The organism is Acidovorax sp. GW821-FHT11A03 (genome assembly GCF_058809075.1).
Map to the genome: position 1 here is coordinate 281326 of NZ_JBXASG010000007.1, position 16763 is coordinate 298088.

13 protein-coding genes are annotated in these 16763 nt (G+C 67.0%); 4 read left to right on the forward strand and 9 right to left on the reverse strand.

The window, feature by feature from the left end:
* Positions 1-12 precede the first annotated feature (12 nt).
* From AC1RVY_RS19155 to AC1RVY_RS19165, 3 genes are read right to left on the reverse strand one after another with little or no spacing between them, the layout of a single operon-like run.
* Entirely contained in the window at positions 13-1101 is a 1089-nt protein-coding gene (locus AC1RVY_RS19155; protein ID WP_492807732.1) for a glycosyltransferase family 4 protein, read from the reverse strand.
* Complete coding sequence (locus AC1RVY_RS19160) at positions 1098-1967, reverse strand: UDP-2,3-diacylglucosamine diphosphatase (RefSeq protein ID WP_218297668.1); 870 nt, start codon at positions 1965-1967, stop codon at positions 1098-1100. The genes AC1RVY_RS19155 and AC1RVY_RS19160 overlap by 4 nt, the downstream gene beginning before the upstream one ends.
* A complete protein-coding gene (locus AC1RVY_RS19165) occupies positions 1967-2803 on the reverse strand; it encodes a GNAT family N-acetyltransferase (RefSeq protein WP_492807734.1) in 837 nt (278 codons plus the stop codon). The genes AC1RVY_RS19160 and AC1RVY_RS19165 overlap by 1 nt, the downstream gene beginning before the upstream one ends.
* Positions 2804-3005: 202 nt before the next feature.
* Between AC1RVY_RS19165 and AC1RVY_RS19170 the strand changes: the two genes are divergently transcribed.
* Both AC1RVY_RS19170 and AC1RVY_RS19175 read left to right on the forward strand, forming a co-directional pair.
* Entirely contained in the window at positions 3006-5957 is a 2952-nt protein-coding gene (locus AC1RVY_RS19170) for a bifunctional diguanylate cyclase/phosphodiesterase (RefSeq protein WP_492807736.1), read from the forward strand.
* Positions 5958-6079: 122 nt separating this feature from the next.
* The gene (locus AC1RVY_RS19175) at positions 6080-8305 is read left to right on the forward strand and encodes a bifunctional diguanylate cyclase/phosphodiesterase (protein ID WP_218297671.1); all 2226 of its coding nucleotides are present in this window, start codon (positions 6080-6082) and stop codon (positions 8303-8305) included.
* 237 nt (positions 8306-8542) lie between these two features.
* On the opposite strand, the gene AC1RVY_RS19180 is transcribed toward AC1RVY_RS19175, so the two are convergent.
* From AC1RVY_RS19180 to AC1RVY_RS19205, 6 genes are all read right to left on the reverse strand, one after another.
* The gene (locus tag AC1RVY_RS19180) at positions 8543-9580 is read right to left on the reverse strand and encodes an amino acid ABC transporter substrate-binding protein (protein WP_218341597.1); all 1038 of its coding nucleotides are present in this window, start codon (positions 9578-9580) and stop codon (positions 8543-8545) included.
* A 26-nt stretch (positions 9581-9606) separates the two neighbouring features.
* Complete coding sequence (locus tag AC1RVY_RS19185) at positions 9607-10170, reverse strand: GNAT family N-acetyltransferase (protein WP_492807738.1); 564 nt, start codon at positions 10168-10170, stop codon at positions 9607-9609.
* An 88-nt stretch (positions 10171-10258) separates the two neighbouring features.
* The gene (glmM, locus tag AC1RVY_RS19190) at positions 10259-11593 is read right to left on the reverse strand and encodes a phosphoglucosamine mutase (protein ID WP_218297674.1); all 1335 of its coding nucleotides are present in this window, start codon (positions 11591-11593) and stop codon (positions 10259-10261) included.
* A gap of 93 nt (positions 11594-11686) precedes the next feature.
* Entirely contained in the window at positions 11687-12517 is an 831-nt protein-coding gene (folP, locus tag AC1RVY_RS19195) for a dihydropteroate synthase (RefSeq protein WP_492245440.1), read from the reverse strand.
* 116 nt (positions 12518-12633) lie between these two features.
* Positions 12634-14553: an ATP-dependent zinc metalloprotease FtsH gene (gene ftsH / locus AC1RVY_RS19200; protein WP_218297676.1), complete on the reverse strand. Its 1920-nt coding sequence runs from the start codon at positions 14551-14553 to the stop codon at positions 12634-12636.
* Between the two features lie 175 nt (positions 14554-14728).
* A complete protein-coding gene (locus tag AC1RVY_RS19205; protein ID WP_218297677.1) occupies positions 14729-15391 on the reverse strand; it encodes an RlmE family RNA methyltransferase in 663 nt (220 codons plus the stop codon).
* A gap of 107 nt (positions 15392-15498) precedes the next feature.
* Here AC1RVY_RS19205 and AC1RVY_RS19210 point away from each other — a divergent pair, with 107 nt between their 5' ends.
* Together AC1RVY_RS19210 and AC1RVY_RS19215 are read left to right on the forward strand one after the other, a co-directional pair.
* Complete coding sequence (locus AC1RVY_RS19210) at positions 15499-15972, forward strand: YhbY family RNA-binding protein (RefSeq protein WP_218297678.1); 474 nt, start codon at positions 15499-15501, stop codon at positions 15970-15972.
* Complete coding sequence (locus tag AC1RVY_RS19215) at positions 15972-16760, forward strand: glycosyltransferase (RefSeq protein ID WP_492807741.1); 789 nt, start codon at positions 15972-15974, stop codon at positions 16758-16760. The genes AC1RVY_RS19210 and AC1RVY_RS19215 overlap by 1 nt, the downstream gene beginning before the upstream one ends.
* The last annotated feature ends 3 nt before the right edge of the window (positions 16761-16763 follow it).

The following is a 16763-nucleotide window of genomic DNA, read 5'->3' on the forward strand; positions in this document are numbered from 1 at the left end:
TGGCTGCAGTATTTAACGCCCAGATGACAAAGATGTGACAGGCTCCGTGACAGTCACACGCGCCACGCCCTGTGTCCGGGCAGGAACCAGGTACTGCTCGAACAGCCGCGCGGCGTGGGCCCATGTGAAATCGAGCGCACGCGCCCGGGCGTCGGAGCGGGCAATCGCCAGCGCCTCCTGGCTTGCAGTCAGCAAATCGTCATGCAGCACGCCCCCCCGTGCCGGCTGGCCAGGATGTGCACCCAGCACTTCCATCGGCCCGTCCACGGGGAAAGCGGCCACCGGCGTTCCGCAGGCCATGGCCTCGAGCATGACCAGCCCGAAGGTTTCAGAACGGCTGGGAAACACAAAAACATCCGCCGCCGCATACACCTGTGCCAGTGCCGGGCGGTCCAGGATGCCCAGCCAGCGGACCTGCGGGTACCTGGCCTTCAGGCGCGCCTCCAGCGGGCCGACACCACACACCACCTTGGAGCCGGGCATGTCCAGCCGGAGGAAGGCCCCGATGTTCTTTTCGTACGAGATCCGTCCCACGTACAAGGCCACGGGATGGGCCAGGGCCCCCATGAGCGGGCTGGGGGTGGTGGCACCGTGGAACGCGAAAGCCTGCGTGTCAACGCCATGGGTCCACAGGCGCAGGTTGCGAAATCCCCGGTGCTCCAGCATCTGCAGGACGCCGTGCGTCGGCACCATCACGCCCGATGACGGGCGATGGAAATGACGGAACAGCGCGTACCCCCATCCAAGCGGCACCCGCAAGGCCGCGTTCAGTATTTCCGGGAAACGGGTATGGAATGCCGTGGTGAATGCCAGGCCCTTGCGCAGGCAGTAGCGGCGCCCCGCCCAGCCCAGCGGCCCCTCGGTGGCAAGGTGGATGGCGTCGGGCTCCATCGCATCCAGCATCCCTGCCACGCGCTGCGCGGGCCGCACGGCCAGATCGATCCCTGCATAGCCAGGGCACGGGCGCGTTGCGAACTGGCCGGGATGCAGCACCTGGACCGCGTGCCCGGCGGCTTCCAGCTCCCGCACCAGCTCCAGCAGCGTGGTGACGACCCCGTTGACCTGGGGAAGCCAGGCATCCGTCAGCAAGGCGATTTTCATAGGGCAACGGCGGCCTCGGTCCGCGATGTGTCGGCGAAGGGAGAAGCGGGCCACTGGAGCAGTTCCAGCCGGCCGTCCAGGTGTTCGACCAGCGCGGTGTGGCTTTCCACCCAGTCGCCGTCATTGCAATACAGGGTTCCGCCGATCTCCCGCATCTCCGCGCGGTGGATATGGCCGCACACCACGCCGTCATGTCCCCTGCGGCGCGCCTCGGCGGCCACGGCCACTTCAAAGTCGGTCACGTAATTGAGCGCCTTCTTGACCTTGCCCTTCAGGTAGGCCGACAGCGACCAGTAGGGCAGCCCCATGCGGGCGCGCAAGGTGTTGAGGTGCCGGTTGAGCCGCAGCGTGAACTCATACAGGTTGTCCCCCAGGTATGCCAGCCACTTGGCGCACTGGATCACTCCGTCAAAGTGGTCTCCGTGCGTGACCCACAGGCTGCGGCCGTCCGCCGTGGTGTGCACCGCCTCGGCCAGCACTTCGATGCCGCCGAACGAGTGGCCGACAAAGGCGCGTGCAAACTCGTCATGGTTGCCAGGCACGAAGACCACCCGGCATCCCTTGCGCGCGCGCCGCAGGAGCTTTTGCACGACATCGTTGTGGGCCTGGGGCCAGAACCACTTGCGGCGCAGCTGCCAGCCGTCGACGATGTCGCCCACGAGGTAGAGGTGGTCGCTGGGGTGGTGCTTGAGAAAGTCCAGCAGCGCGACCGCCTGGCACCCCGGGGTGCCCAGGTGCAAATCCGAAATGAAGACCGCGCGGTACCGGCGATGACCCGCCGCGAAGGCATGTGCGTCGTCGGCCATGTCCTCGTGGCCCACGGACGGTTCCATCCAGGGGCCCAGGGCATCGAACGCGGTGCGCATCAGGCCCCCAGGAAATGCTTGCGATAGCGGGGGTGCAGGTCCGCCAGGCGCATCAGCATCGGCAGGTCCGCGGTGTTGAAGTCCGGGTCCCAGGCTGGAGCGCCCAGCACGCGCGCGCCCAAGCGCAGGTAGCCCTTGATGAGCGCCGGGGGATCCACCGTGATCGAGCCGTCCAGCTGCTCGACGGGCAGCGGCAGTCGGGGAAGCACGTGGTATTCGATGGGAGCCAGGTGTGTCTTGCGCACCTGCTGCCAGATGCTCGCGGCCGCGTCGCCGCTGACGACGCCGTTGTGCAGCATGGGGATGCTGGCGCAGCCGATCATCGTGTCGAGCTGGTTGCGCACCATGAAGTCCGCCAGCGCGCTCCACAGCGCCATGATCACGCCGCCGTGGCGGTGGTCGGGGTGCACGCAGCTGCGGCCCAGCTCCACCATGCGCGGGCGCAGGGAGCGCAGCCGCGTCAGGTCGAACTCGGTGTCGCTGTAGGTGCCGCCGACGCGCCGGGCCTGTGCGGGAGTGAGCACGCGGTAAGTCCCAATGACTTGCTGGCTCTGGGCGTCGCGCACCAGCAGGTGCTCGCAATAGTCGTCGAACAGGTCCACGTCGTGGCCGGGGATGGGGGTCGTCAATCGAGCGCCCATCTCCGCCGCGAACACATCGAACCGCAACCGCTGCGCCTGGCGCACCTCATCTTCATGCCGCGCCCATGCCACCTCGATGGCCCCCCGCGCCGCCACCGGCTGCAGGGCGCCGGGCATGGCAGCCGTGCCGCGAAGCGGCCGCTGGGGAACGATTTCGGCGGACAGGGGCGGCGTCAAGGTGGGCAGCTCATTCATGGTGCAACATCTCCTTGTGTCAGGACGGGTTCGGCTGGAGGCCCCAACCATGGGCTGGGAACCGTTTCCCCTGGGCACGAGTGTGAAATTGCCGCGTGACGCCGCCATGTCGGCCGCATGTCAATCCCATGACAGCGGATCGCCGCGCAGAACCCCGCATCGACGCCAACGGGCCTGCATAATTGGTTCAGGAAACCGCACCGTGCACGCATCCGCCCCCACCCGCTCCCGAAGCCCTCTTGCGGGCTCGCTGATCGTGTTTGTTCTGGCGGCGGCCTGTGCCGGGGTGGTGGTGTGGGCCCTTGAGCGCCAGGAGCGCGCCCAGCACCGCACGCAGGTGACGGACATGGCGGGTGACCACGTCCAGGCGCTGCAACGCGCCATCGAGCTGGCCCTGTCGGCCAACAACACCCTGGTGGCGCTGGTGCGCCAGGGCCGGGGAGAGGTGACGCAGTTCGAGGAGATCGGCACGCAGATGCTGCCCTTCTACCCGGGCATCACGGCCATGGGCCTCTCTCCCGGGGGAGTGGTCAAACAGGTCGTGCCGCGCCAGGGCAACGAGAACTCCATCGGGTTCGACCAGCTCAACGACCCCCGGCAGGGCCCCGAATCCGCCAGGGCCCGGGAGTCGGGCCGGCTGACCCTGGCCGGCCCCATGGAGCTGGTGCAAGGCGGCCTGGGCGTGGTGGGGCGCCAGCCCGTCTACCTCGACGATGCCCAGGGGCACCGCGCCTTCTGGGGGTTCACCTACGTCACCATCCGCCTGCCCGAAGTGCTGGCCGCGGCGCGCCTGCCGCAGCTGACGCTGCGCGGCTACCACTACCGGCTGTGGCGCGTCCGGCCCGACACGGGCGAGGAACAGACCATTGCCGCATCCGACCCGCCCCCGGGCGCGGACGCGGTGGGCCGGTCGCTGACCCTGCCCAACGGGCAATGGACCCTGAGCCTGGTCCCCATCAAGGGCTGGGGCGACCCGGCCGTGCTGCTCATGCGCTGCGCGGTGGGCCTGCTGTTTGCCTTGATGATGACCTACCTGGCCCGGCTTCTTTTCGAGCTGAAGGCCCACGAGCGCGGGCTGGCCTATCAGGTGGCCCAGCGCACCTCGGAAATCCAGGCCACCCAGCAGCAGCTGCACGCCACCATCGACGCCATCCCGGACCCTCTCTTCGAACTCGACCAGGACGGGTTCTATTGCAGCGTGCACAGCCAGCGCGCCGAATTGCTCATGGGCCCCGCCGAAACGCTGGTGGGACGCAACGTGACCGAGGTGCTGCCAGCGCTGGCAGCCCTGTCGGTGCTGGACGTGCTGAGCGATGCCCAGGCGCAGGGCTGGTCCTCCGGGCGGCAGATCATGCTCGACCTGCCCGGGGTGGGCACCACGTGGTTTGAGCTGTCCGCCGCGCGCAAGGCCACGTCCCCGGGCGCGAAGCCACGGTTCATCCTGCTGTCGCGCGACATCACGGAGCGCAAGCGGTCCCAGGAGCAACTGCAGCTGACCGCCCAGGTGTTCGACCAGAGCAGCGAGGCCATCGTGATCGCCGACGCGGCCCATACGATCGTGCGCATCAACCGGGCTTTCACGCGGATCACGGGGTACACGGAAGCCGAGGCCGTGGGGCAGTCCGTGCGCCTGCTCACGGTCGCCCGGCCGGCAGACAACGCCAGCGCCGACGCCGTGTACGCACGGCTGTCCCAGGACGGCCACTGGGAGGGGGAGGCCTGCGGCCGCCGCAAGGACGGGTCCACCTACCCCCAGTGGCTGTCGGTCAGCAGCGTGCGCGATGGCAATGGCGTCGCCACGCACTCCATCACGCTGTTTCGCGACATCACGCAGCAGCGCGAGGCCCAGGACCGCATCCAGCGCCTGGCGCATTTCGACCCGCTCACGAACCTTCCCAACCGCGCGCTGCTGGCCGAGCGCGCGCAGCACCTCATTGCCAACGAGCAGGCGCGAGGCGGCACCCTGGCCATGCTGTTCCTGGACCTGGACCACTTCAAGAACGTCAACGATTCGCTGGGCCACCGCATTGGAGACATCCTGCTCGTGGCGGTGGCGCAGCGCCTTCAGTCCCTGCTGCGGCCTCAGGACACCGTCTCGCGCCTCGGGGGCGATGAATTTCTGCTGCTGCTGCCCGCCACCTCGGCACCCTCCGCGGCTGACATGGCAACCCGGCTGCTCGCGGCCATCGCCCAGCCGTTTCAGGTGGACCCGTACGAACTCACCACCACCTTGTCGGTGGGCATCGCGATGTATCCCGCCGATGGCGACTCCTTCGACACGCTGTACCAGCGGGCCGATGCCGCCATGTACCGTGCCAAGCAGAACGGACGCAACCGGTACGGTTTCTTCACCGCCGACCTCGAGGCGCGCACGGCGCGCGCCCTGCTGATCGAGAACGCCCTGCGCCGCGCGCTGGAGCGCAACCAGTTCGAACTGCACTACCAGCCCCAGGTCTCGCTCACCGCGCGCCAGGTGGTGGGGGCCGAGGCACTGCTGCGCTGGCGCCATCCCGAGCTGGGCATGGTGTCGCCGGCCGAGTTCATTCCGGTGGCCGAAAGCAGCGGCATGATCGTGGCGATCGGGGAATGGGTGATCCACACCGCGGTGAAGGACGCCAAACGCTGGCTGGATCTGCAGCTGCCCTTGCGGGCGGTGTCCGTGAACGTCTCCGCCGTCCAGTTCAGGCATCCCCAGCTGCCCGAGATGGTCACGCGCTGCCTGGAACAGGCAGGCCTGCCCGCGCGCCGGCTGGAGCTGGAGCTGACCGAGGGCGCGGCGGTGGACGACCCCGCCGCCGCGCTCGCCATGATGGACCAGCTTCACGACCGCGGCGTGCGCCTGTCCATGGACGACTTCGGCACCGGATATTCCTCGTTGAGCTACCTCAAGCGGTTCCAGATCTACAAGCTCAAGATCGACCAGTCGTTCGTGCGCGATCTGGAAGACGATGCCAATGACCGGGCCATCGTGAGCGCCATCATCCGCATGGCGCAGGCCCTGGGCATGCAGACCACGGCGGAGGGGGTGGAAACCGACGGCCAGGTCGAGTTCCTGCAGGCCCAGGGCTGCGACGAGGGCCAGGGGTTCTACTTCAGCCGCCCCCTGCCCGCGCCGGAGTTCGAGGCGTACCTGCGCGCTCAGCGGGACCACTGAAGCCGACCCGACCCTGCACGGGAAAGGGCCGGACGCCCCGCCGAAAGGCTTGTAAGGGAGCGCTGCTACACTTTGGTACAAATTACCAAGGCCGCCTGGCCCTCCCGCCCGTACCGGTTTCCATGTCTGCGCCGTACAGCTCTCCAGAATTGCAGCGTCCTGGAGTTGCCACCGACACCCCCCTGCAACGCGCGCTGCGCGAACAGCAAACCCTGCTCGACAGTGCGGGCGTGGGCATTGTTTTCCTGCGCCAGCGCAGCGTGGTGCGCTGCAACCAGCGGTACGCCGAGATCTTCGGCTACGCCAGCGCCGAAGGGCTGGTGGGCCTCAACACCGAGGCGTTCTACCCTTCGCGCGATGCCTTTCGCGATCTGGGCCGCACCGCCTACCCGGTGCTCGCCCAGGGCCAGGCCTTCCGCGTGGAGCGCCAATTGCGCCGGCGCGACGGCTCCTTGTTCTGGGGCAGCCTGACGGGGCGGCTCATCAATCCGCACGACACGACCGAAGGCTCCATCTGGATCCTGGACGATATCGACGAGCAACGGCGCGCGCAGGCCGCGCTGGGCGCCGCGGTCCGCGAAAAGCAGCTGCTGTTCGACAGCGCCATGGTGGGCATCGTGTTCCTGCGCGACCGGCGCCTGACCCGGTGCAACCACCACTTCGAGCAGATGCTGGGCTACCAGCCGGGGGAACTGGCGGGCAGCCCGTCGCGCCGCTGGTATGCCAGCGACGCCGCGTGGGAAGAAGTCGGCCGCCGGTGCTATCCGCAGCTGGCCGCCGGCCATTCGTACGAAGGCGAGCTGGAACTGTGCCGCAAGGACGGCACCCCCGTGATCTGCGAGGTGCGCAGCAAATCCATAGATCCCGCCGATCCATCGCAGGGCTCCATCTGGATCACCATGGACATCACGGAGCGAAAGCAGGCACAGGCCGTCCTGGCCAGCACGCACGAGGACCTGGAACGGCAGGTGCAGGACCGCACCCGCGAACTGCGCGAGACCGTGGACAACCTGCACCGCGAGATCAACGACCGCAAGGCCGACCAGGAGCGCATCTACTGGCTCGCCCACTATGACGCCCTCACGGGCCTGCCCAACCGCGCCCTGCTGTCCGAGCGCGCGCAGCAGGCCATCCGCGTGGCCCAGGAGGGCAACACGCCCCTGGCCCTGATCTTCCTGGACCTGGATCACTTCAAGCACGTGAACGACTCGCTGGGCCACCGGGTGGGCGATGCACTGCTGGTGGAGATCGCCAAGCGGCTGCGCGCCGTGGTGCGCGACAAGGACACGGTGTCGCGCCTGGGTGGCGACGAGTTCATCCTGCTGCTGCCCGGCGCCAATGCGCACGGCGCGGCCCGCGTGGCCGGCAAGCTGCAGGAGGCCTCGCGCCAGCACTACCAGATCGACCACCATGAACTGACCATGGCCCCGTCCATGGGCATCGCGCTGTTCCCCCAGGACGGCAAGGACTTCGACACCCTGACGCAGTCGGCCGACGTGGCCATGTACCGCGCCAAGCTCGACGGGCGCAACACATTCAAGTTCTTCACGCCGGAAATGCAGGCGCAGTCGGTGCGCGCGCTGCAGCTCGAAAACGCCCTGCGCCGGGCGCTGGAGCGCAACCAGTTCCACTTGCACTACCAGCCGCAGATGAGCCTGACCACCGGGGCCGTGCGCAGCGTGGAAGCCCTGCTGCGCTGGCAGCACCCGCAGCTCGGTGGGGTGTCGCCCGCCGAATTCATTCCCATTGCAGAAGACAGCGGGCAGATCCTGCAGATCGGCGAATGGGTGCTGCGCACCGCGCTCTCGCAGCTCAAGACCTGGCGGGCCTGCGGGTTCCCGGGCCTGACGATGGCCGTGAACCTCTCGGCCATCCAGTTCCGCCAGCCCCAGCTGCCCGAACTGGTAAGCCGCATGCTGGCCGAATTCGACCTGCCGCCGGATTGCCTGGAGCTGGAGCTGACCGAAGGCGTGGCCGTGGACGACCCGCATGCCGCGGTGGCCACCATGGACCAGCTGCACGCGCGCGGCGTGCGCATGTCGATGGATGACTTCGGCACCGGCTATTCATCGCTGAGCCAGCTCAAGCGATTTCAGATCTTCAAGCTCAAGATCGACCAGTCGTTCGTGCGCGACCTGGGCAACGACAACAACGACCGCGCCATCGTGAGCGCCATCATCCGCATGGCGCAGGCGCTGGGCATGCGCACCACGGCCGAAGGCGTGGAGACCGAAGGCCAGCTGACCTTCCTGCGCGAGCAGGGGTGCGACGAGGCGCAGGGCTACCACTTCAGCATGCCGCTGTCGGCACCGGAGCTGGAAGCCTTCATGCGGCGGCAGCTGCATTGAGCCGGCCGGCCGGCAGCACAATCGTGCCGCGGCCCGGACCCGCCGGACCGGCTCTCACAGACCCGCCCGGGCAACAGGCCTCCACACGGGGAAATTTTGAATAAAATCAGCCCCTGACGCTTTATAGATAAGCGCGAGCAGCTATAAATATAATAGCAAATGCACTGTATTGCATTGCACTGCCGCGATGCCCGAGCTGTCGTCCGCACCGCGCGCGCAGATCCCTCCAGGCAACGCTCAGCGGATCGGAAAGGCGTACATCAGGCCCTGCCTGTTCCACAGGTTGTTGAGGCCGCGCGGCAGCGCCAGCGCCGACTTCTGCCCGACGTTGCGCTCGAAGATCTCGCCATAGTTGCCGGTGGTCCTGACGGCGCGCAGCAGCCAGTCGCGATCCAGGCCGAGCAGCTTTCCGGTGTCTTCAGAGGTCCCCAGCATGCGCTGCACCGCCGGGTGGCTGCTGCTGGTTTTCAGCTGGTCCGCGTTGGCCTGTGTCACGCCCTGCTCTTCGGCTTCGATGAGGCCGTAGATCACCCACTTGACCACCGCGAACCACTCGTCGTCCCCCCGCCGCACCATGGGGCCCAGAGGCTCCTTGGAGATGAGCTCGGGCAGGATGGTGTGCGTTGCCGCGCCTTGCGAAACGCCGCTCCGCAGGGATGCCAGGCCCGAGGCATCGGTGGTGAACGCGGAGCAGCGCCCCGACAGGTAGGCCGACGTTGCCGCGTCCACCTTCTCGAACATCACGGGCTTGATGTCGAGGTCGTGGGCACGGGAATAGTCGGCCAGGTTCTTTTCCGTCGTGGTGCCTGACTGCACGCACACGGTCTGCCCCTTGAGCTGGCGGAGGTTCTTGATCTTGCTCCTGGCCGGCACGATGAAGCCCTGGCCGTCGTAGTAGGTCACGGCCGTCTGGTGCAGGCCCAGCGATGCGTCGCGCGCCAGCGAGAATGTGGTGTTGCGCGAAAGCACGTCCACCTCGCCGGATTGCAGCGCGGTGAAGCGCTGCGGCACGTCCAGCGGCACGTATTTGACCTTCTGGCCGTCGCCCAGCACCGCGGCCGCAAGCGCCCGGCAGATGTCGACGTCCAGGCCCGACCACCGGCCACTGGAGTCCGCGATCGCAAACCCGGCCAGCCCGGTGTTGACGCCACACACCACCTGCCCGCGCGCCCGGATGCCGTCAAGCGTCTTGCCCGCATGGGCAGCGGGCGCCGCGAGCAACGCCGCCAATGCGGTGGCGCCCACCGCGGCGATCTGGCCCAGAGATGTCTTCATACGGTCTTGTCTCCCGGAAAAGTGATTCAGAGTACCGCGGGTGGCACAGGCCCTGCCCCGTCCAGCATCTTCTGCAGAAACTGCGCCTGTCCCATGCTGGGGTCCAGCGTGTAGGCGGCGAAGCCTTCCCGTTCGTACGCGCGCAGGGCGCTGCGGTTGCCCGAAAGCACTTCCAGCGTGAGCTTGCAGGCACCCCGCTCGCGCGCCAGCGCCTCCACCGACTGCAGCATGCGCTGGGCAATGCGGTGGCCGCGCCAGCCGGGGGCCACCACCACGTCATGCACGTTGACCAGGGGCCGGCAGGCAAAGGTCGAAAAGCCCTCCAGGCAATTGACCAGCCCCACGGGCACCTCGCCGTGCGGCGCCGCGGCGTCGGCCGCCCATGCGATCACGCTGAAAGCCTGGGGCCTGCGCCGCAAGGCTTCGGGCAGGCCGCGCAGGACCTCGGCGCTAAGCGGCACGCCTCCCCCCGCCACGTCCTTCGCATAGCTGTCGAGCAGTTCGACCAACGCCCGGGCTTGGCGGGCATCGCCATAGTCCACGCGCCGGACGGTGATGGGAGTGAGAGCATCGGTGGTGGTGGAAGGCATCAGCAACGGTTCCAGGCTGGCGGCAAAGACAGCAGCGTAGCCGATCGCACGGCGCGCCCCACAGTGGCGATGGCGCGCGGCGCCACCATCAGCCGGCACGGGCCGCGTCGGCCAGCTTCTGCGCACACGCGCTGGCCTGCTGCGCATCGCGCGCCTCGACCATCACGCGCAGCAGCGGTTCGGTGCCGCTCGCGCGGATCAGCACCCGGCCCGTGGCGCCCAGCTCCTGCTCCACGGCGCGGGTGGTCTCCTCCAGGCGGCGGTTGGACTTCCAGTCCTGCCCGGGCGCCAGGCGCACATTGAGCAGCACCTGGGGGTAGAGCGTGATGTCCGCCAGCAGCTGCGCCAGCGTGCGCCCGCTGCGCACGCTAGCCTGCAGCACCTGCAGCGCGCTCACCAGGCCGTCGCCGGTGGTGTGGCGGTCCAGCGCGAGCAGGTGGCCCGACCCCTCGCCGCCCAGCACCCACTGGTGCCGCGCCAGCTCTTCGAGCACATAGCGGTCACCCACCTTGGCGCGCACAAACTTCACGCCCCGGGCCTGCAGCGCCACCTCCACCGCCATGTTTGTCATCAGGGTGCCGACGACGCCGGGCACATGCTCGTCACGGCCCATGCGGTCCGACGCCATGAGGTACAGAAGCTCGTCGCCGTTGTACAGCCGCCCGGTGGCATCCACGATCTGCAGCCGGTCGGCATCGCCATCAAGCGCGATGCCATAGTCGGCGCGGTTGGCGCGCACGGCGCGCACGAGCGCGTCAGGGTGGGTGGCGCCCACCTCGTGGTTGATGTTGAGGCCATCGGGCGAGCAGCCAATCGACAGCACCTCGGCACCGAGTTCGTGAAAGACCTTGGGCGCCACCTGGTACGCCGCGCCATGGGCCGCGTCCACCACGATCTTGAGGCCCTTGAGGGTCAGGTCCTGCGGGAACGTGCTCTTGCAGAACTCGATGTAGCGGCCCGCGGCGTCATCAAGCCGGCGCGCCTTGCCCAGGCTGGCCGAGTCGGCCCACACCGGGGGCTCTGCCAGGGCGGCTTCGACCGCCTGCTCCCAGGCGTCGGGCAATTTGGTGCCCTGGGCGCTGAAGAACTTGATGCCGTTGTCGGGGTAAGGGTTGTGGCTGGCACTGATGACGACCCCCAGGCTCGCGCGCTGGGCACGGGTCAGGTACGCGACACCCGGGGTCGGCAAGGGGCCCAGCAGCACCACGTCCACGCCGGCGGAATTGAAACCCGACTCCAGCGCACTCTCCAGCATGTAGCCTGAAATGCGGGTGTCCTTGCCGATCAGCACCGTGGGCCGGTCTTCGGCCCTGCGCAGCACGCGCCCGACGGCATGGGCCAGGCGCAAGACGAAATCCGGGGTGATCGGAGGTTGCCCGACGGTGCCACGGATACCGTCGGTTCCAAAGTATTGGCGCGTCATGTTCTGGTGTCTCCTCGTGTGAATCTCTCGTTGTTTATTAATATGTGGATGCGGGCCGCCCGGCATGCTGCCCTCTCCTTGCAGCGCCCGGCCTCAACGCTCTCGCTGCATGGCGCTCCACACCGCCAGCGCCGACACGGTTTCTCGCACATCGTGCACGCGCACCACGGAAGCCCCGCGCTCCACGGCCAGCACGGCCGCGGCCACGCTCGGAACCATGCGCTGCTCCACCGCCAGCCCCGTCGCGGCCCCCAGGGACGACTTGCGCGACCAGCCCGCCAGGAGGGGGTAGCCCGCGCGCAACAATGCAGGCTGATGGGCCAGCAGCGCAAAATTCTGCTCCGGCGTCTTGCCGAATCCAATGCCAGGGTCCAGCACGATCCGGGTATTCTTGACCCCCAGCGCTTGCAGATCAAGCGCTGACTGCTGCAAGAACAATAGCACCTGCCGGACCACATCCCCCTGCATGGGGGCCGCTTGCATGGTCTGGGGGTCACGGTGCATGTGCATCAGGCACACGCCGCACTGCGGGTGCGAGGCCACAACCTGCGCCGCGCCTGGCTGGCGCAGCGCCCAGATGTCGTTGACGATGTCGGCGCCAAGGTCCAGCACCGCCCGCATGACCTCGGGCTTGTAGGTATCGACGGAGACCGGGGCGCCCAGGGACACCGCGTCCCGCACCAGGGGCACCACGCGCGCGAGTTCTTCGTCCAGGGGCACCGCGGGGCTGCCGGGCCGCGTGGACTCCCCCCCGATATCCAGAATGTGCGCCCCGTCCTTGAGCAGCTGCTCACAATGCCGCAGGGCCCCCGCCGTGGAGCCATGGCGTCCGCCATCGGAAAACGAATCCGGCGTGGCGTTGACGATCCCCATGACGCGGGGCTCGGAAAGATCGATGGAAAAGCGGGAGGTCTGCCAGAGCATGGTCCGTGGGGAAAAGAGATAGGGGTGCCGCCGCGAGGATCAGCAAGGGGACCAAACAGACCATGAAAAACGGGGCACAAGGCCCCGTTGGAACGGCTGGAACTGCAACAGGCTCCTCAGGCTGCCGAAGGCGCGGTGTCCGTTGCCACGGCGGGCGTGCCGCCGCTGGAATTGTCGCCGCCCGAGGGAGGCGTGCGGGGCGTCCAGTCCTTCGGAGGACGAGGCTCCTTGCCTGCCATTATGTCGTCCAATTGCTCGGTATCGATGGTCTCCCATTCGAGCAGGGCCTTGGCCATGGCGTGCATCTTGTCGCTGTTCTCCTCGATCAGGCGGCGGGCGAGGTTGTACTGCTCGTCGATGATGCGGCGCACTTCCATGTCGACCTTTTCCATGGTCTGCTCGCTCATGGTCGTGGTCTTGGTGACCGAGCGGCCCAGGAACACCTCGCCTTCGTTTTCCGCATAGACCATGGGGCCCAGCGCATCCGTCATGCCGTAGCGGGTAACCATGTCGCGGGCGATGTGCGTGGCGCGCTCGAAGTCGTTGCTGGCGCCGGTGGTCATCTGGTTCATGAACACTTCCTCGGCGATGCGGCCGCCGAACAGCATGCTGATCTGGTTGAGCATGTATTCGCGGTCATAGCTGTAGCGGTCCTGTGCGGGCAGGCTCATCGTCACGCCCAGGGCACGGCCACGGGGAATGATGGTGACCTTGTGCACCGGGTCGCACTTGGGCAGCAGCTTGCCGATGAGCGCGTGGCCGGACTCGTGGTAGGCCGTGTTGCGGCGCTCTTCCTCGGGCATGACCATGCTCTTGCGCTCGGGGCCCATGAGGATCTTGTCCTTGGCCTTCTCGAAGTCCTGCATCTCCACCGTGCGCGCATTGCGGCGGGCGGCCATCAGGGCGGCTTCGTTGCACAGGTTCGCCAGGTCGGCACCGCTCATGCCGGGCGTGCCGCGCGCGATGATGCCGGGGGCCACGTCCTGGCCGATCGGGATCTTGCGCATGTGCACGTTCAGAATCTGCTCGCGGCCCCGGATGTCGGGCAGCGTCACGTAGACCTGGCGGTCGAAGCGGCCGGGGCGCAGCAGGGCCGCGTCCAGGATGTCGGGGCGGTTGGTGGCAGCCACCACGATCACGCCCAGGTTGGTCTCGAAACCGTCCATCTCGACCAACATCTGGTTCAGGGTCTGCTCGCGCTCGTCGTTGCCACCGCCCAGGCCGGCACCGCGCTGGCGGCCCACGGCGTCGATTTCATCGATGAAGATGATGCAGGGGGCGTTCTTCTTGGCGTTGTCGAACATGTCGCGCACACGGGCCGCGCCCACGCCGACGAACATTTCCACGAAATCGGAGCCCGAGATGCTGAAGAACGGGACCTTGGCTTCGCCCGCGATGGACTTGGCCAGCAGGGTCTTGCCGGTGCCCGGAGGGCCCACCAGCAGCAGGCCGCGCGGAATGCGGCCGCCCAGCTTCTGGAACTTCTGTGGGTCTTTCAGGAAGTCCACGACTTCCTTGACTTCTTCCTTGGCCTCGTCGCAACCGGCCACATCCGCGAACGTGACCTGGTTGTTGTTCTCGTCGAGCATGCGCGCCTTGCTCTTGCCGAAGCTGAAGGCGCCGCCCTTGCCGCCGCCCTGCATCTGGCGCATGAAGTACACCCACACGCCAATCAGCAGCAGCATGGGGCCCCAGCTGACCAGCAGGGTCATGAGCAGGGAGCCTTCTTCGCGGGGCTTGACGTCGAACTTGACGTTGTTGTTGATGAGATCGCCCACGAGGCCGCGGTCCAGATAGGTCGCGGTGGTGCGGATCTTTCGGTCGTCGTTGGTGACGGCCACGATCTCGGTGCCGCCCTGGCCTTCCTGGATGGTTGCGCTCTTGATGCGGTTGCTGCGGACTTCCTCGAGGAATTCCGAGTAGCCGACGTGGCCTGCGCTGGCACCGGCACGGGTGTCAAACTGTTTGAACACCGTGAACAGCACCATGGCGATAACCAGCCACACGGCAATTTTTGAAAACCACTGATTGTTCAAGCGGGGCTCCAGTTGCAGGGAACAGAAAACGGACACACTGCCGTCATGGCACGCATGTGCGGCCCATTTTAGGTCTTTCAAGCCACCCAGCCATCCCTATTCCCCCTAGCCGCCATGGAAACAGCACGGGCTTTACGGGCGAATTTCACGGATTCATGACCTGGGGCAAGACCTTTCAGGCGGCCTTTTTGAGGCCCATTCCCACCAGGAAGGTCTCCGAAGATTTGTCGCGCGACGCCTTGGGCTTCAAGGGCTTGACCACCTTGAAGGTCTGCTTGAACAGCGTCACCAGATCGCTGTACCCGCCGCCGTGGAAGAGCTTGACCACCAGCGCACCGTCCGGTTTCAAATGGTTGCAAGCGAAATCCACCGCCAGCTCCACCAGGTGGGCGATGCGGGCCGCATCGGCCGATCCGATGCCCGAAAGATTGGGCGCCATGTCCGACACCACGACATCCACCGCGCGGCCGCCGAGCGCCTGCTCCAGGCGCTCGAGCACCTGCGCCTCGCGAAAATCGCCATTGAGGTAGGTCACCCCCTCGATGGGCTCCATGGGCAGGATGTCCAAGGCGATGATGGTGCCATTGAGCTGCCCCGCAGCCGCACCCGAGGGCGACATGCGCCTGCGCAGGTACTGGCTCCATGCGCCGGGCGTGGAGCCCAGGTCCACCACCGTGTAGCCGGGCTTGATGAGGCCCAGCTGCTCGTCGATCTCCTTGAGCTTGTAGGCCGCGCGCGCGCGGTATCCCTCTTTCTGGGCCAATTTGACATAGGTGTCGTTGACGTGGTCGTTCAACCATGCCTTGTTGACCTTCTTGCTCTGGGTTTTGACTTTCATACGGCTCCATTGTCTCTCGACAATCGGCACAGCCGATTGGACACAAGGCCCATTTCGCGCGGCGACGCGAAGGCACCCCGCGGCGGGCCGCAGACATAATACGGCCCATGCCTCAAATTCAACTGACTCCCGCCGAGCGCCGGGAACAACGCGCCAATGCCCACCACCTGGACCCCGTCGTCCTGATTGGCGGCGATGGCCTGACCCCCGCCGTCAAGAAGGAGATCGACGCCGCCCTGAATGCCCACGGGCTGATCAAGGTGCGTGTTTTCAATGACGACCGCGCGGCCCGCGAGCTGATGTACCAGCAGATCACGGCCGACCTCAACGCCGCCCCCATCCAGCACATCGGCAAGCTGCTGGTGCTCTGGCGCCCTCAGCCCGTCAAGGAGCGCGTGGTCGATGAAGACCGGATGCCGGGCCCGCGCGACGTCAAGGTGCTGAAGTTCAGCAAGCGCGGCGGCCAGCGTCCCGAAATCAAGCAGCTGCGCGTGCTGGGCAACCAGCGCCTGACCTCGGGCGGCCAGATCAAGCGCGCCAAACCCAAGCAAAAGTCGATCAAGAAGCGCCAGGCAGACTGATGATCCCCCCCGCAGTCTCTGCAGTACCTGCAGCTTCTGCAGCGCCTGCCGGCAGGGCCGCCCACGCGCGCCACATCCTCTGCATGAAGTGGGGCACGAAATACGGCCCCGAATATGTCAATCGGCTGTACGCGATGGTTCGGCGGCACCTGCGTGGTGACTTCCGCTTCGTCTGCCTGACCGACGACAGCGCCGGCATCCGCAGCGAAGTGCAGTGCTTGCCTATCCCCGCGCTCGATCTGCCACCCGGCATTCCCGAGCGGGGCTGGACCAAGCTGGCCACCTTCAGCCAGGACCTGCACGGACTCCGCGGCACGGCCCTGTTCCTGGATGTGGACGTGGTCATCACCGGCAGCCTGGACGATTTTTTCACCCAGCCGGGCGAATTCCTGATCATCCATGACTACAAGCGCCCCTGGCGCGTCACGGGCAATTCATCGGTCTACCGGTTCGAACTGGGGGCGCACCCTGACGTGCTGGCACACTTTCGCGCCCACTTCGCAGAAATCCGCGCGCAGTTCCGCAACGAACAGGCCTACCTGTCGGACTTTCTGCACCGGCAGGGCAAGCTGCAGTACTGGCCCGAAGCGTGGTGCCCGAGCTTCAAGTACCACGGCATACCGCCCTGGCCCACCAACTACTGGCGCGCGCCGTTCGTGCCGCCCGGTGCGCGCATCGTGATCTTTCACGGGGAGTGCAATCCACCGGACGCACTGGCGGGACGGCGCAACCGCCGCTTTCGCTACATTCGCCCCGCCACCTGGGTGGCGGAACACTGGCACGAGTAGGCG

Coding starts and splice junctions, on each gene's coding strand:
- AC1RVY_RS19155 (WP_492807732.1), bottom strand. CDS start 1,101: ATGAAAATCGCCTTGCTGACGGATGCCTGGCTTCCCCAGGTCAACGGG.
- AC1RVY_RS19160 (WP_218297668.1), bottom strand. CDS start 1,967: ATGCGCACCGCGTTCGATGCCCTGGGCCCCTGGATGGAACCGTCCGTG.
- AC1RVY_RS19165 (WP_492807734.1), bottom strand. CDS start 2,803: ATGAATGAGCTGCCCACCTTGACGCCGCCCCTGTCCGCCGAAATCGTT.
- AC1RVY_RS19175 (WP_218297671.1), top strand. CDS start 6,080: ATGTCTGCGCCGTACAGCTCTCCAGAATTGCAGCGTCCTGGAGTTGCC.
- AC1RVY_RS19180 (WP_218341597.1), bottom strand. CDS start 9,580: ATGAAGACATCTCTGGGCCAGATCGCCGCGGTGGGCGCCACCGCATTG.
- AC1RVY_RS19185 (WP_492807738.1), bottom strand. CDS start 10,170: ATGCCTTCCACCACCACCGATGCTCTCACTCCCATCACCGTCCGGCGC.
- glmM (WP_218297674.1), bottom strand. CDS start 11,593: ATGACGCGCCAATACTTTGGAACCGACGGTATCCGTGGCACCGTCGGG.
- folP (WP_492245440.1), bottom strand. CDS start 12,517: ATGCTCTGGCAGACCTCCCGCTTTTCCATCGATCTTTCCGAGCCCCGC.
- AC1RVY_RS19205 (WP_218297677.1), bottom strand. CDS start 15,391: ATGAAAGTCAAAACCCAGAGCAAGAAGGTCAACAAGGCATGGTTGAAC.
- AC1RVY_RS19210 (WP_218297678.1), top strand. CDS start 15,499: ATGCCTCAAATTCAACTGACTCCCGCCGAGCGCCGGGAACAACGCGCC.
- AC1RVY_RS19215 (WP_492807741.1), top strand. CDS start 15,972: ATGATCCCCCCCGCAGTCTCTGCAGTACCTGCAGCTTCTGCAGCGCCT.